Origin of the sequence: Oceanicella actignis (assembly GCF_008124525.1) — a bacterium.
Taxonomy (GTDB): Bacteria; Pseudomonadota; Alphaproteobacteria; order Rhodobacterales; family Rhodobacteraceae; genus Oceanicella; species Oceanicella actignis.
Genome location: NZ_VNHJ01000008.1, coordinates 80944 through 94177, shown reverse-complemented (window position 1 = coordinate 94177; position 13234 = coordinate 80944). Strand labels below are relative to the sequence as shown.

The following is a 13234-nucleotide window of genomic DNA, read 5'->3' as shown; positions in this document are numbered from 1 at the left end:
CGCCCTCAGGCCGCGGCGCGGCGGGCCCTCTGGCGGCGGGCGGCGGCGGCCAGCCCCGCCAGACCCATCGCCAGAAGCCCCAGCGCGCCGGGAACCGGGACCGGGTTCGGCGCAAGATCGGCGAAGCCGCTTGCCACCGCGCCCGTCGGGGCGCTCGTGACCGAAAAGCCCTTGATCGTCGCCGCCAACGGTCCGGCGATGTCGTCGACGGCATGGACCATCCAGCCGAACACGTCGCCCGGCGCGACCGCGAAGCTGATCGGGCCGGCGTCGGTCGCATCCGCCCCGCCAAGGTTGTGCTCGAGATGGTTGAGCGTGATGTAGAAATAGTCCCAGCCGGGCCCCTCGGCGTCGAAGTTTCTCAGATCATACGAGAAATTCACGTAGCCGGCGTCCTGCGACACGGCGGTGAACGAGATCCAGGCCGCTTCGCCGGTCTCGTCGTTGCAGCCGCCGATGTCGACCGACTGCGCGCCGTTGACGACGACGAGGCCCGACGCGCAGCCCAACGCGCCGTATCGGGTCACGGAGAAGTTCGAAAAGGCGTAGTCGCCGGTGAAATCGGTCACGGGCAGGGCGCTGGCGGCCTGGGCGCCAAGCCCCGTCGCGGCGGCAAGGGCGAAAAGAATGGGTCTGATCATCTCGATTCTCCGCATGGCGGGTTTCGCGCGACCCTGGCGGCGCAGGCCGGAAAGGTCGCGCCCTTGTTGACCTTGACCCAGGTTGAAACCAATCCGGTCGTTTCGCGCAACCCGCCGCGCGTTGACTTGCGCGCCCGCCTGTCCGAGAACTTGCCCGCACGGAAGGGGCGGCCGCGGGGCCGCCGCAGTCGGAGGATGGACATGAAGAAGGTCTACGGCTCGGCGCAGGAGGCGCTTGACGGCCTCCTGTTCGACGGAATGACCATCGCGGCGGGCGGATTCGGCCTGTGCGGCATTCCCGAGAACCTGATCGCGGCGATCCGCGACTCGGGCGTCAAGGATCTGACCATCGCCTCGAACAACGCGGGCGTGGATGATTTCGGCCTGGGGCTGCTGCTGCAGACGCGCCAGGTGCGCAAGATGATCTCGTCCTATGTGGGCGAGAACGCCGAGTTCATGCGCCAGTATCTGTCGGGCGAGCTGGAGCTGGAGTTCACGCCCCAGGGCACGCTGGCCGAGCGCATGCGCGCCGGCGGCGCGGGCATTCCGGGCTTCTACACCGCCACGGGGGTGGGCACCGTCATCGCCGAGGGCAAGGAGCACAAGGAGTTCGACGGCAAGACCTACATCCTCGAGCGCGCCATCGTGGCGGACCTGGCCATCGTCAAGGGCTGGAAGGCCGACGAGACCGGCAACATGATCTTCCGCAAGACGGCGCGGAACTTCAACGTGCCGGCGGCGAAATGCGGCCGCATCTGCGTCGCCGAGGTCGAAGAGATCGTGCCCGTCGGCAGCCTCGATCCCGACCACATCCACCTGCCCGGCATCTATGTGCACCGCCTGATCAAGGGCGATCACGAGAAACGCATCGAACAGCGCACCGTGCGCAAGCGCGAGGAGGCCTGAGCATGCCCTGGGACCGCAATCAGATGGCCGCGCGCGCGGCGCGCGAGCTCGAGGACGGCATGTATGTCAATCTGGGCATCGGCATTCCGACGCTGGTGGCCAACTACATTCCCGAGGGCGTGCACGTCACGCTCCAGTCCGAGAACGGCATGCTGGGCATCGGCCCCTTCCCCTACGAGGGCGAAGAGGACCCCGACCTGATCAACGCCGGCAAGCAGACGATCACCGAGCTGCCGCACTCGGCCTATTTCGACAGCGCCGAAAGCTTCGCCATGATCCGCGGCGGCAAGATCGCCATGGCGATCCTGGGCGCGATGGAGGTCAGCGAGACCGGCGATCTGGCGAACTGGATGATCCCCGGCAAGCTGGTCAAGGGGATGGGCGGCGCCATGGACCTGGTGGCCGGCGTCGGGCGCGTGGTGGTGGTGATGGACCACGCCAACAAGCACGGCCAGTCGAAGGTGCTGAAGGAATGCACCCTGCCGCTGACCGGCAAGGGGGTGGTTGACCGGATCATCACCAATCTGGGCGTTCTGGACGTGGTGGAGGGCGGCCTCAAGGTCGTCGAGCTGGCGCCCGGCGTCACCATGGACGAGCTGCGCGCCAACACCGAGGCGACGCTGGTCGAATGACGGCCGCGCCGGCGGCGCGCCGCGCGCCGCCGGCCTTCACGGCGCGGGCGGGCAAGGATCGCGCGGCCCGCGCGGCGGCGCGGCGCACAGCCGCTCGCCAAGGGCCGCGAAGGCGGCCAGGACCTTCGGAACATAAGCGCGGGTCTCGGGCCAGGGCGGTACGCCGCCATGGCTGATCACGGCGTTCTCGCCGGCATTGTAGGCGGCAAGCGCCAGCACCGCGTCCTCGTCGAACATTCGCAGCAGCATGTCCAGATAGGCGGCGCCGCCGGCGATGTTCTGCGCCGGGTCGAGCGGGTCGCGCACGCCGACGCGCCGCGCGGTGGCGGGCATGAGCTGCATCAGCCCGAGGGCGCCGGCGGGGCTGCGCGCATTTTCCCTGCCGCCCGATTCGACGGCGATCATCGCCATCAGCAACGCGCGCGAGACGCGCCGCCGGGCCTCGGCCCGAGTCAGCGCCAGGCCGTGCCGGCGCGCCACGTGCTCGAGGGCCTCGGGCTGGGGCGCGCGCACCGATTCGCGCGCGGACCGGGCCGCGGCCGCGAGCCGGTCGGGGCTTGCGGCCGACAGGCGCGGATCGATCCGGCGCCAGAACTCTTCGACCGCGGCGGGCGCGGCCGCGGGCGGAGTCTCGAAGATGATTCGCCGCCGCGCGCCGGGCGCCGGCGGGCGCACGCGGCGAAACGAGAAGTCCGATTCGAGCGGAGCGCTGCGCACGACCGGCAGGCCGGCCGCCTTCGCCGGCAGGCAGGCGGCGCCCGCGATGGCTGCAAAAAGATGCGCCACTGCAATCATTTGGCGAGCCGCCCGGGGCGTCCACCCCCCGCCGCGCCGCGCGCCTCCGCCCCCGCGCCAGGATCCCGCGCCCATCATCCCGAATTCACGCCTTCCCGTTTGCGGCGAACCTCGCTATTCTGAACGCCAGCGTAACGACGGCGCGGGTTCGGCCGGAGAGTGTCCATGATGATTGTCGATTGCGTGGCGCGCAAGGCGCCAAGGCGGTTCGTCGCATGCGAGAAGGGTGCGGTCACCGTCGATTGGGTTGTTCTGACCGCGATGGTTGTGGTCGCATTCATTTTCGCCGTTGGTCCGGTCTGGCTCGGCTTCGCCGACATCGTGGACGCTTCGGCAAGCGAGGTCAGCGCCTATGGCGCCAGCCTGTTCGGGAACTGAAGATTCGGGCGCGTTCCGCTTCGCCGTCAAGGCGGCATTCATAAACAGGTTCCCAAACGGATGATTCGCGGTTAGGCTTTCGGAGCGCGTCACGGCTGGCCGGGGGGCCGCCGGGGATGCCGCGATGAAGGCGCCCTGCGCCAAGCGTTCAAGTGAACGGCGTTCATGTGGAACGTCGTGGTGTGCATCGGAAGGAAGCAACATGAACTGGATCATTTCGAAGCTCCGTCGCGCCGTGACCGACGAGTCCGGCGCCGTGACCGTGGACTGGGTCGTGCTGACCGCCGCGGTGGTCGTGCTGGCGATCGGCGCCATCAGCGTGCTGGACGGCCAGATCTCGTCGCTGGTCAGCAGCATCTCGACCGAGCTTCAGTACTCGAACGTGACCGGCGGCTGACGCCGTCGCCTCGCGATCCGCGGCAGGGTGACTTGCGCCCCGCCCTGGTGTAAGAACGAAAGCCGCCCGCGCCATCCGCGTCGGGCGGCTTTTCGCGAAGGACGTGACCCATGCGTATGATCGCCATCCTCGTGTTGCTGGCGGGCTTCGCCCTTGCGGGCGGATCGGTCTACTACATGTACGGCATGTTCAAGCAGGCTCAGGCCCAGCTTGCGCAGCAGCCCAAGATCAGGACCATCCCGACGGTCAAGATCGCGGTGGCGGCCAAGGATCTGCGCTATGGCGAGCCGCTGACCGAGAAAAGCGTGCGCATGGTCGAATGGCCCAAGAACGCCGCGCCGGCCAACGGCTTTCAGCGGCTCGAGGACCTGTTCGTCAAGGGCGGCGAGCCGCGCACGGTGCTGCGCCGCATGGAGCCGAACGAGCCGATCCTGAAGTCCAAGGTCACCGGCTTCGGCGAGAAGGCGACCGTCGCCGCGCTGCTCGATCCGGGGATGCGGGCGCACACCTTTCAGGTCAACGCGGTGTCGTCGATCGGCGGCTTCATGCTGCCCGGCACGCGGATCGACGTGATTCTGACCTACAAGGACCGCAACGAGGGCATCAAGACCAAGTATCTGATGCAGAACATCGAGGTGATCGCGGTCGACCAGGACACCGACCGCGACCGAATCGACGCCCGAGTCGCGCGGACGGTGACGGTTCAGGTCACCCCGCGCCAGGTCGAGCAGCTGACCCTGGCGCAGAGCCTTGGCAAGATCACGCTGGCGCTGCGCGGCTTCGGCGCCCAGGACGTCTCGGACGCCGAGGGAATCACGCGCGAAGATCTTCTGGGCGACGAGCCCGAAGCGGTCGCGGACGCGCCGGCCGCGCCCGAGCCCGAGGAGCTGAAGGTCAAGGTGCGTCGCGGCGCCGCGGAGCTGCAAAGCGTGACCGTCGAATGATGGCCGGATTCGCCAAATTCTGAACCTGATCTGAAGAAAATCGGGAAACTTCCCGAGCTTCTCTTCGTAAACCCTTGAATGCTTGTGTTTAACGCAGGCGTTGCTAAAGTCTGCGATGTATCGATGCGTGTGGCGTGATTGTGGTCATGCGCGGGCCTGCCTCTGGGAGAGCGAGTATGAATGTGTTGCGTGCAGCATGTGTGGCGGCGGCCCTGGCCGTCGTCGCGGCGTCGGGCGGAGCCGATGCGCAGTCGTCGGTGTTGAGAGTCGCGCAGGGGGCCGCGTCGCGGGACCTGGCCGTGGATGTGAACCGGGCGGTGGTGCTTGAGGCGGCCGAGCCCTTCGCCGAGGTGTCGGTGGCCAATCCGGGCATCGCCGACGTGGCCGCGCTTTCGAACAGGACGATCTACGTCCTGGGCAAGCAGCCCGGCCGCACCACGCTGACGCTGCTGGGCGCGGGCGGGCGGCTGATCGCCAATCTGACCATCCGCGTCTCGCCCGACCTGGCCGAGCTCAAGACCCGCCTGCGCGAGATCCTGCCCGGCGAGCCCATCGAGGTGCGCGCCGCCAACAACGGGATCGTGCTTTCGGGCACCGTCTCGGGCGTGGCCAAGCTGGCGCGCGCCATGGAGCTGGCCGAGCGCTACGCCCCGGGCCGCGTGTCGAACATGATGAATGTGGGCGGCACGCAGCAGGTCATGCTCAAGGTCCGCTTCGCCGAGGTGCAGCGCAGCGCGTCCAAGGAGCTGGGCTTCAACTGGGCGCTGGGCTTCACCGCCGGCAATTTCGGCCTGAACACGAACACGGGCGACTATATCGGCGGCGTCAACGTCCCCGGCCGTCCGGTGCCCGGCGGGAGCGGCGGCGCGGGCCTGTCCACCTCATACACGCCCTCGGGTTCGCCCGACGGCCTCGTGCGCCTGGGCTTCGCCGCGGGCGGCTTCGTGGCCAACCTGGCCATCGACGCGATGGAATCGAAGGGCCTTGCGCGCACGCTGGCCGAGCCGAACCTTGTGGCCCTGTCGGGCGACAACGCCACCTTCCTGGCGGGCGGCAACTATCCCATCCCCGTGCGCTCGGATGACGGCATCTCGGTCGAATACCGGCCCTTCGGCGTCAGCCTGTCCTTCACGCCCACGGTGGTGGACGACGATCTGATCAATCTCGAGCTCGAGGCCGAATCGAGCGCCATCGACAACAGCATCGTGGTCCAGAGCGCCGGCTTCACCTACAACGGCTTCTCGACCCGCCGCTCGAAGACCACCATCGAGCTGCGCGACGGCGAGAGCTTCGCCATCGCCGGCCTGCTGCAGGACGACTTCATCGACAACGCCAACCAGATCCCGTGGCTGGGCGACGTTCCGGTGCTGGGCACGCTGTTCCGCTCGAGCGACTACCAGCGCCGCCAGACCGAGCTGGTGATCATCGTCACCGCGCATCTCGTCACCCCGACGGCGGGCGAGGCGCTGAGCCTTCCGACCGATCGCATCGCGATCCCCGACGAGTCGGAGCTGTTCCTGTTCGGCAAGCTTGAAGGCCCGGCGGGCGCGGTCGCCGCCGGCGGCTTCGAGGGCGCCTATGGCTATGTGATGGAGTGATGAAGATGACGCGTATTGTCATTGCCGCGGCGCTGGGCGCCGCAACGCTGCTGTCGGCCTGCGCCGACCGTCCCGCCGGTTCGGCCGCCACGGGGGCGTCCTTCGGCTCCGCGACCGCCTCCAACGTCATCGGCCAGGCTGCCTACGCCTATGCCGACCGGCGCCTGGTGGCCATGTCGGACAAGTTCCGCGCCGAGGCACCCGACACCGTGACCTTCGACTTCGACAAGGCGGTTCTGGACGCGGACGCGCGCCGCGCGCTGGACGCGCAGGCGGCGTGGCTCAAGGCGCATCCGAAGGTGCGCATGCGCATCTATGGCCATGCCGACAAGGTCGGCTCCGAGGCCTACAACGACCGCCTCGGCCTGCGCCGCGCTCGCGCGGTGGTGCGCTACCTGGTCTCGAAGGGGGTCGAGCGCAACCGTCTCGACGCGGTCGAAAGCCGCGGCGAGCGCGAGCCCGTCGTCCAGACCGAAGAGCGCGAGCGCCGCAACCGCCGCGCGGTGACCCAGGTGGCCGGGTTCGAGCGCGGCTATGTCGGCGATTCCATGGACGGCAAGCGCGCCCTGCTCGGTTACAAGGAATACACCTTCGACCGCATAGAATTCGCCAAGGCCTCGTCGACCAGCGGCGGCGGCGGGTGACCGGCAGGGCCGGCGCCGCGCCGGCCCGTCCAGTGTTTCGCGCGCGGCGCCCGCCGCGCGCGGTTGAGGTCGGGCGCGCCGCCCGCGGCCGCCGACCGCGCGTCATGAAGCGAAGGCTGTGATCATGCAGTTGCGTCGAATCAAGTCCAGACCCGTCGAGCTTTACGCGGTGGCGGACAATTTCGCGGTCTTCCAGGCCATCGGCGACGAGCTGCGCGGCGAGTTTCCCGACGACGCCTGGGCGCCGATCGGCTATGCCGAGATGCGCAAGCTGGTCGCCGCCGGCGCCCCCGAAACGCTCGAGGCCGTGCTGGTGGGCGTGGACGCCGCGGATGAGGGCCGGGTGAAGGAGATCGCGACGCTGATCGCCGCGGTCAAGGCCTCGGGGCTGCCCGTGATCCTGCTGGCCAAGGACATCGGCCCGGCCTCGATGCACGCGCTGATGCGCGCCGGCGCCGACGACTTCCTGCCCTATCCGACCCCCGAAGGCGCCCTGGCCGAGACCATGGAGCGGCTGCGCAACCGCGACGCCGCGGCCGAGATGGGGCAGGCCAAGGGACGCGGCCGGCGCGGCGTGGTGCTGCCCGTCTATGGGGTTTCGGGCGGGGTGGGCTCGACCACCTTCGCGGTCAACCTCGCCTGGGAGCTGGCGCTCGAGACGCGCAAGGCCAACAAGCGCGTCTGCATCATGGATTTCGACTTCCAATACGGCTCGGTGGCCACCTATCTGGACCTGCCGCGCCTCGAGTCGATCTTCGAGCTGCTGTCCGAGGCCGAGACGATGGACCACGACAGCCTCGCCTCGGCGCTGACCAGCTTCCAGAAGCGGCTGGCGGTGCTGACGGCGCCCATGGACGCGCTTCCGCTGGACATCATCGGCCCCGAGGACGTCAAGAAGCTGCTGTCGCTGGCCACGCACTCATACGATTTCGTCATCGTGGACATGCCCACGACGCTGACCCACTGGACCGAGACGCTGCTGCACGCGGCCGAGCGTTTCTTCGTGTCCATGGAGATCGACATGCGCTCGGCCCAGAACATGCTGCGCTTCCTGCGCACGCTCAAGGCCGAGGATCTGCCGATCGAGAAGCTGGATTTCATCATGAACCGCGCGCCGGGCTTCGCCGACATGTCGGGCAAGGCGCGCGTCAAGCGGATGGCCGAAAGCCTGGGCATCGAATACTCGATCATGCTGCCCGACGGCGGCAAGACGGTGACCCAGGCCTGCGATCACGGCTCGCCGCTCGAGATCTACGCGCGTTCCAATCCGCTGCGCAAGGAGATCCGCCGCGTGGCGCGCACGCTGGCCGAAAGCGTGGCCGCCGCGCAGGCGGCGATCGCGTAAGGAGGCCGCATGTTCAAGCGTTACGCCAAGACCGCTCCGCCGCCGCCCATCGCCCGCAAGACCGAGGAGGAGCCCGGCCGCCTGCGCAAGGCCGCCGCCGCCGCGTCGCCCGACGCCGCCGAGGTGTCGCGCGAGGCCAAGCGTCGCCAGCGCCTTCTGACCATCAAGGTCGATCTGCACCGCCGCCTGCTCGAGACGCTCAACCTGTCGATCATCGACAAGGTGCCCGAGGCCGAGCTGCGCCGCGAGGTCGCCGCCATCGCGCGCGAGGGGCTGCGCGAGATGGGCGTGGTGCTCAGCGCCGCCGAGGCCGAGCAGCTGACCTCGGAGCTGATGGACGAGGTGACGGGCCTCGGTCCGCTCGAGCCGCTGCTCAAGGACGAGACCATCACCGACATTCTCGTCAACGGCCACAAGCAGGTCTTCGTCGAACGTTTCGGCAAGCTTCAGCTGACGGATGTCGAGTTCAAGGACGAAAAGCACCTGCTGCGCGTGATCGACAAGATCGTCTCGGCCGTGGGCCGGCGCGTGGACGAGAGCCAGCCCTGGGTGGACGCGCGCCTGGCCGACGGCAGCCGCGTCAACGCGCTGGTGCCGCCCTGCGCGGTGGACGGGCCGCTGCTGTCGATCCGCAAATTCTCGAAAAAGCCGCTGTCGATCGACAAGCTGATCGCCAACGGCGCCTTCACCGAAGAGATGGCCGCCTATCTGCAGGCCGCCGTGGCCACGCGGCTGAACATCCTGGTGTCGGGCGGCACGGGCTCGGGCAAGACGACCACGCTCAACGCGCTGTCCAGCTTCATCGACAACAACGAGCGCATCGTCACCATCGAGGACACGGCCGAGCTTCAGCTGCAGCAGACCCATGTGGGCCGCATGGAAAGCCGCCCGCCCAACGTCGAGGGCAAGGGCGAGGTCACGCAGCGCGACCTTCTGCGCAACGCCCTGCGCATGCGCCCCGACCGCATCATCGTGGGCGAGACCCGCGGCGCCGAGGTCATGGACATGCTTCAGGCCATGAACACCGGCCATGACGGCTCGATGACCACGATCCACGCGAACAACCCGCGCGACGCCACCGCGCGCGTCGAGAACATGATGCTGATGGCCGGCGTCGAGATCCCGCTGCGGGCGGTGCGCGCGCAGATCGCCTCGGCGATCCACGTCATCGTGCAGGTCTCGCGCCTGTCGGACGGCTCGCGGCGCATGATGTCGATCTCCGAGATCACGGGCATGGAGGGCGACGTCATCGCCATGCAGGAAATCTTCAAGTTCCAGCGCGAGGGCGTGGACGCCGACGGCCGCATCATCGGCCATTTCGTGGCCACCGGCATCCGCTCGGCCTTCGCCGAGCGCTTCAAGCAGTGGGGCTACGACCTGCCCAACGACATCTACAAGCCCAACCGGCGCCTGGGCTGATCGGAGGAGACGCGCCGCATGTCGCTCGAGCCGCTGGTTTTCGCCTTCGTCTTCATCGGGGTCCTCCTGATGGTCGAGGGCCTGTATCTTCTGGCCTTCGGCAAGTCCGTCCGTCAGGCCAAGAAGGTCAACCGGCGCCTTCAGCTGCTCGAGCAGGGGGGCGACCCCGAAGAGGTCCTGACCCAGCTGCGCAAGGAGCGCGAGCAGCACGAGGGGGCCGCGTCGGTTCCGCTGCTGGCGCCGCTGTTCGACTACGCCGCCAAGGCCAACATCGCCTGGTCGCCGGCCATGATCACGCTGATCATGCTGGCGGCGATGGGCCTGTCCTACCTGGCGCTGAGCTGGTTCTCGAGCGCCGCGCAGGCGGTGCGCATTCCGGTGGCGGTCATGATGGGCTACTTCATCATGTTCGTGTGGCTGCGCAACCGCGCCAAGAAGCGCATCGCCCTGTTCGAAGAGCAGCTGCCCGACGCGGTCGAGCTGATGGTGCGTTCGCTGCGCATCGGCCACCCGTTCTCGGCCGCGATCTCGATCGTGGCGCAGGAAATGCCCGACCCCATCGGCACCGAGTTCGGCATCATCGCCGACGAGGCGACCTACGGCATGGACGTGACCGAGTCGCTCGACCGGCTGGCCCAGCGGGTCGAGCTGCAGGACTTGCGCTTCCTGGCGGTGGCGGTGATGATCCAGAGCCAGTCGGGCGGCAACCTGGCCGAGATCCTGGAGGGCCTGTCCAACGTCATCCGCGCGCGCTTCAAGCTGTTCCGCAAGATCAAGGCCATCACCGCCGAGGCGCGCTGGTCCGGCTGGTTCCTGTCGGTCTTCCCGGTGCTGGCGCTGATCGTGGTGCAGCTGGTCAAGCCCGACTACTACGACGGCGTCGTGGACCATCCGCTGTTCGTGCCCGCGACCATCGCGGTGGCCGTCATGCTTGTGCTGAACGTCATCTTCATGCGCATGATGGTCAACATCAAGGTCTAGGGGAGGGCGGATGGCGCGCGTGCGACATGCAAGGTTGATCGCCGCCGCGGCGGCGCTGGCGCTGGGGGCCGCGGGCGCCCTGGCGCAGCAGGCCGCGCCGACGCCCATCGTGCCGGCCAGCGCGCCGGCGGCGGGCGGAGGCTCGATTCCCGACCTCATCATCGCCTTTCTGACGCGCGCCTTCGGCCCCCTCGGCCCGGTCTATGCGCTGGCCGCCCTGGCCGCCTTCCTGATCGCCTCGGCCACGCCGCTCCTGCTGAAGAAGAAGCAGGACCCGATCGAGAAGCTGGGCCGCCCGCACATCAACATGCGCGGGCTCAAGTCGCGCAGCGAGCAGGTGGTCAAGCTGCGCTACGACCAGGGGTCCAGCAAGCTGGACGCCCTGGCCCCGTATCTCGAGCCCAAGGACGAGGCCGAGCTCAGCTCGATCCGGCACACGCTGCTGCAGGCGGGCTATCGCTCGCGCAGCGCGGTGCGCACCTTCTACCTGGCGCGCGGTCTGTTCGCGCTGCTGTTCGTGCTTCTGGCCATCGGCTATCTGAGCCTGCGCAAGGACGGCGTCGAGCCGGCCACCTACCTGATGGTCGCCGGCGGCGCGATGGGGCTGGGCTATCTGGCGCCGTCCTACTGGGTGACGCGGCGCAAGCAGCAGCGCCAGGAAGAGATCAGCAACGGCTTTCCCGACGCGCTCGACCTGATGCTGATCTGCGTCGAGGCGGGTCAGTCGCTGGACCAGGCGCTGATGCGCGTCTCGAAGGAGATCAAGCACGCCCATGGTTCGCTGGCCGAAGAGTTCGAGATCATCTCGAGCGAGATGCGCGCGGGCAAGGACCGCGCGACGGTGCTGCGCGACTTCGCCAAGCGCACGGGCGTGAACGACGTGTCCAGCTTCGTGACCGTTCTGGTGCAGTCTGCCACCTTCGGCACCTCGGTCGCCGAGGCGCTGCGGGTCTATGCGGCCGAGATGCGCGACAAGCGCCTGATGCGGGCCGAGGAGAAGGCCAACGTTCTGCCCACCAAGCTGACGCTGGGGACCATGATGTTCACGGTGCCGCCGCTGATGCTGATCCTGATCGGCCCGTCGCTGGTCGACATCGTCAACGCGCTGACCGGGTTCGGCCGATGACGCGGGCGGCGCGCGCGCTGTGCGCGGCGCTGGCCGCCGCGGCCTTGGCGGGCTGCGCGCCCGCCCCCGGCCCGACGGCGCGCGCCGCCGCCTCGCCGGCCATCCCGCCCCAGGGCGTCGGCGCGGCCGAGCATGGCCTGCGCCTGCTGGCCGAGGGGCAGGCGGAACCGGCGCTCAAGGCCTTTCGCCTGGCCATGGCGCAAGAGGGGGCGACCCCTCGCGTCCTGGCCGGGCTGGGCGTGGCGACCTTGCGGCTTGGGCGCGTGCGTCAGGCGCGCCGCATCTTCGCGCGGGGGGTCGAGCTTTACCCGGACGATGCGATGCTGCGCAACAATCTGGGCGCGACGCTGTTCGATCTGGGCGACTATGCCGGCGCCCGCCGCCAGTTCGAGGCCGCCTTCGCCCTGACCGACGGCGCGCGCGGCGACATCGCGGCGAACGCGGCCATCGCCATGCAGGCCGAACAGGCGCGCCTTGCCGGCGCCGAGCCGCCCGAGCGGCGCGAATACGACGTCGTGCCCCTTGGCGGGGGCCTTTACATCATGACCCGCGAAGGAGAGCTTCCCTCATGATCGCCCGCAGCGCAGCGCGCGGACTTGCCGCCTTCGTCCTGCTCGGCCTTCTCTCGGCTTGCGCCCAGCAGGGGGCGCAGGACGCGAAGACCGCAAGGCTCGACACGAACCCGATCGACAATCTGAACCTGAACGACATCATGCTCACGGTCGCGGATGCCGAGGATGCGGTCGAGTATTTCCGCAAGACCCTGGCCCAGAACCCCGACCGCGAGGATCTTCAGCGCGGCTACGCCTATGCGCTGATGCGCGCGCGCAAGTATCCCGAGGCGCGTCTCGCCTTCCGCGCGCTGATCGAGGCGGGGCGCGCGCAGCCGGCCGACCGGGTCGAATACGCCCATGCGCTGGCCCGGCTCGAACAGTGGGACGACGTGGCCGCGCAGCTGGCGCTCTTGCCCGAGGGCTTCGTTTCGGCGCGGCGCCTGATGCTCGAGGCCCTTCTGGCCGATCATCGCCGCGACTGGGCGGCCGCGGACGCCGCCTATGAGCGCGCGCGCCAGATGGCGGCCCAGCCCGCGCCGGTCTACAACAACTGGGGCGTGTCGAAGATGGCACGCGGCGATTTCGCCGGCGCCGAAGAGGCGTTCGAAAAGGCGCTGACCTATGATCCGTCGCTGTTCAGCGCCAAGAACAATCTGGCGCTGACCTACGGGCTGCAGCGCCGCTACCGCCTGCCCCTGGTGTCCATGACCGATGAGGAGCGCGCGATCCTCAAGCACAATCTGGGCCTTCTGGCCCTGCGTCAGGGCGACAAGGCGGTGGCGCGCGGCCTGTTCGCCGAGGCGGTCGAGGCCCATCCGCGTCATTTCGAGGCGGCGGCGGCCAAGCTTGCCGCGCTTGACGAGTAGCGTGATGC

Annotated in this window: 15 protein-coding genes; 13 read left to right on the top strand and 2 right to left on the bottom strand. The window is 68.8% G+C overall.

Annotation, left to right across the window (positions count from 1 at the left end; genetic code table 11):
• Positions 1 to 5: 5 nt before the first annotated feature.
• Positions 6 to 641: a hypothetical protein gene (locus LY05_RS11830; protein WP_148923297.1), complete on the bottom strand. Its 636-nt coding sequence runs from the start codon at positions 639 to 641 to the stop codon at positions 6 to 8.
• Between the two features lie 201 nt (positions 642 to 842).
• Here LY05_RS11830 and LY05_RS11825 point away from each other — a divergent pair, with 201 nt between their 5' ends.
• Positions 843 to 1547, top strand: coding sequence for a CoA transferase subunit A (locus LY05_RS11825; protein WP_072747812.1), 705 nt, complete (start codon positions 843 to 845; stop codon positions 1545 to 1547).
• Positions 1548 to 1549: 2 nt separating this feature from the next.
• Positions 1550 to 2179 (top strand): CoA transferase subunit B, encoded by a 630-nt coding sequence (locus tag LY05_RS11820; protein WP_072747721.1) that lies wholly within the window; start codon positions 1550 to 1552, stop codon positions 2177 to 2179.
• A gap of 36 nt (positions 2180 to 2215) precedes the next feature.
• Here LY05_RS11820 and LY05_RS11810 read toward each other — a convergent pair whose 3' ends face one another.
• The gene (locus LY05_RS11810) at positions 2216 to 2965 is read right to left on the bottom strand and encodes a lytic transglycosylase domain-containing protein (RefSeq protein ID WP_170258989.1); all 750 of its coding nucleotides are present in this window, start codon (positions 2963 to 2965) and stop codon (positions 2216 to 2218) included.
• 174 nt (positions 2966 to 3139) lie between these two features.
• Between LY05_RS11810 and LY05_RS11805 the strand changes: the two genes are divergently transcribed.
• From LY05_RS11805 to LY05_RS11755, 11 genes are all read left to right on the top strand, one after another.
• Positions 3140 to 3352: a hypothetical protein gene (locus LY05_RS11805; RefSeq protein ID WP_148923295.1), complete on the top strand. Its 213-nt coding sequence runs from the start codon at positions 3140 to 3142 to the stop codon at positions 3350 to 3352.
• Between the two features lie 202 nt (positions 3353 to 3554).
• Entirely contained in the window at positions 3555 to 3749 is a 195-nt protein-coding gene (locus LY05_RS11800) for a hypothetical protein (protein WP_072747718.1), read from the top strand.
• 110 nt (positions 3750 to 3859) lie between these two features.
• Positions 3860 to 4693, top strand: coding sequence for a Flp pilus assembly protein CpaB (cpaB, locus tag LY05_RS11795; protein ID WP_148923294.1), 834 nt, complete (start codon positions 3860 to 3862; stop codon positions 4691 to 4693).
• A gap of 176 nt (positions 4694 to 4869) precedes the next feature.
• On the top strand, positions 4870 to 6291 hold the full coding sequence (locus tag LY05_RS11790) for a type II and III secretion system protein family protein (protein ID WP_072747716.1): 1422 nt from the start codon (positions 4870 to 4872) through the stop codon (positions 6289 to 6291).
• Between the two features lie 5 nt (positions 6292 to 6296).
• Positions 6297 to 6935, top strand: coding sequence for an OmpA family protein (locus LY05_RS11785; RefSeq protein WP_148923293.1), 639 nt, complete (start codon positions 6297 to 6299; stop codon positions 6933 to 6935).
• Between the two features lie 124 nt (positions 6936 to 7059).
• The gene (locus tag LY05_RS11780) at positions 7060 to 8280 is read left to right on the top strand and encodes a CpaE/TadZ family protein (protein ID WP_148923292.1); all 1221 of its coding nucleotides are present in this window, start codon (positions 7060 to 7062) and stop codon (positions 8278 to 8280) included.
• A 9-nt stretch (positions 8281 to 8289) separates the two neighbouring features.
• The gene (locus LY05_RS11775) at positions 8290 to 9699 is read left to right on the top strand and encodes a TadA family conjugal transfer-associated ATPase (RefSeq protein WP_072747713.1); all 1410 of its coding nucleotides are present in this window, start codon (positions 8290 to 8292) and stop codon (positions 9697 to 9699) included.
• Positions 9700 to 9717: 18 nt separating this feature from the next.
• Positions 9718 to 10680: a type II secretion system F family protein gene (locus LY05_RS11770; protein WP_072747712.1), complete on the top strand. Its 963-nt coding sequence runs from the start codon at positions 9718 to 9720 to the stop codon at positions 10678 to 10680.
• A 10-nt stretch (positions 10681 to 10690) separates the two neighbouring features.
• Positions 10691 to 11806, top strand: a complete 1116-nt coding sequence (locus tag LY05_RS11765; protein WP_148923291.1) for a type II secretion system F family protein — start codon at positions 10691 to 10693, stop codon at positions 11804 to 11806.
• Complete coding sequence (locus LY05_RS11760; protein ID WP_072747711.1) at positions 11803 to 12378, top strand: tetratricopeptide repeat protein; 576 nt, start codon at positions 11803 to 11805, stop codon at positions 12376 to 12378. Before LY05_RS11765 ends, LY05_RS11760 begins: the two co-directional genes overlap by 4 nt.
• Positions 12375 to 13226 carry a tetratricopeptide repeat protein gene (locus tag LY05_RS11755; RefSeq protein ID WP_072747710.1) on the top strand — a complete coding sequence of 284 codons (852 nt, stop codon included), beginning with the start codon at positions 12375 to 12377 and terminating at the stop codon, positions 13224 to 13226. Before LY05_RS11760 ends, LY05_RS11755 begins: the two co-directional genes overlap by 4 nt.
• Positions 13227 to 13234 lie beyond the last annotated feature (8 nt).

Excerpts from the sequence above, each read along its gene's own strand:
- LY05_RS11830 (WP_148923297.1), bottom strand. The coding sequence starts at position 641 with ATGATCAGACCCATTCTTTTCGCCCTTGCCGCCGCGACGGGGCTTGGC.
- LY05_RS11825 (WP_072747812.1), top strand. The coding sequence starts at position 843 with ATGAAGAAGGTCTACGGCTCGGCGCAGGAGGCGCTTGACGGCCTCCTG.
- LY05_RS11820 (WP_072747721.1), top strand. The coding sequence starts at position 1,550 with ATGCCCTGGGACCGCAATCAGATGGCCGCGCGCGCGGCGCGCGAGCTC.
- LY05_RS11805 (WP_148923295.1), top strand. The coding sequence starts at position 3,140 with ATGATGATTGTCGATTGCGTGGCGCGCAAGGCGCCAAGGCGGTTCGTC.
- LY05_RS11800 (WP_072747718.1), top strand. The coding sequence starts at position 3,555 with ATGAACTGGATCATTTCGAAGCTCCGTCGCGCCGTGACCGACGAGTCC.
- cpaB (WP_148923294.1), top strand. The coding sequence starts at position 3,860 with ATGCGTATGATCGCCATCCTCGTGTTGCTGGCGGGCTTCGCCCTTGCG.
- LY05_RS11790 (WP_072747716.1), top strand. The coding sequence starts at position 4,870 with ATGAATGTGTTGCGTGCAGCATGTGTGGCGGCGGCCCTGGCCGTCGTC.
- LY05_RS11785 (WP_148923293.1), top strand. The coding sequence starts at position 6,297 with ATGACGCGTATTGTCATTGCCGCGGCGCTGGGCGCCGCAACGCTGCTG.
- LY05_RS11780 (WP_148923292.1), top strand. The coding sequence starts at position 7,060 with ATGCAGTTGCGTCGAATCAAGTCCAGACCCGTCGAGCTTTACGCGGTG.
- LY05_RS11775 (WP_072747713.1), top strand. The coding sequence starts at position 8,290 with ATGTTCAAGCGTTACGCCAAGACCGCTCCGCCGCCGCCCATCGCCCGC.
- LY05_RS11770 (WP_072747712.1), top strand. The coding sequence starts at position 9,718 with ATGTCGCTCGAGCCGCTGGTTTTCGCCTTCGTCTTCATCGGGGTCCTC.
- LY05_RS11765 (WP_148923291.1), top strand. The coding sequence starts at position 10,691 with ATGGCGCGCGTGCGACATGCAAGGTTGATCGCCGCCGCGGCGGCGCTG.
- LY05_RS11760 (WP_072747711.1), top strand. The coding sequence starts at position 11,803 with ATGACGCGGGCGGCGCGCGCGCTGTGCGCGGCGCTGGCCGCCGCGGCC.
- LY05_RS11755 (WP_072747710.1), top strand. The coding sequence starts at position 12,375 with ATGATCGCCCGCAGCGCAGCGCGCGGACTTGCCGCCTTCGTCCTGCTC.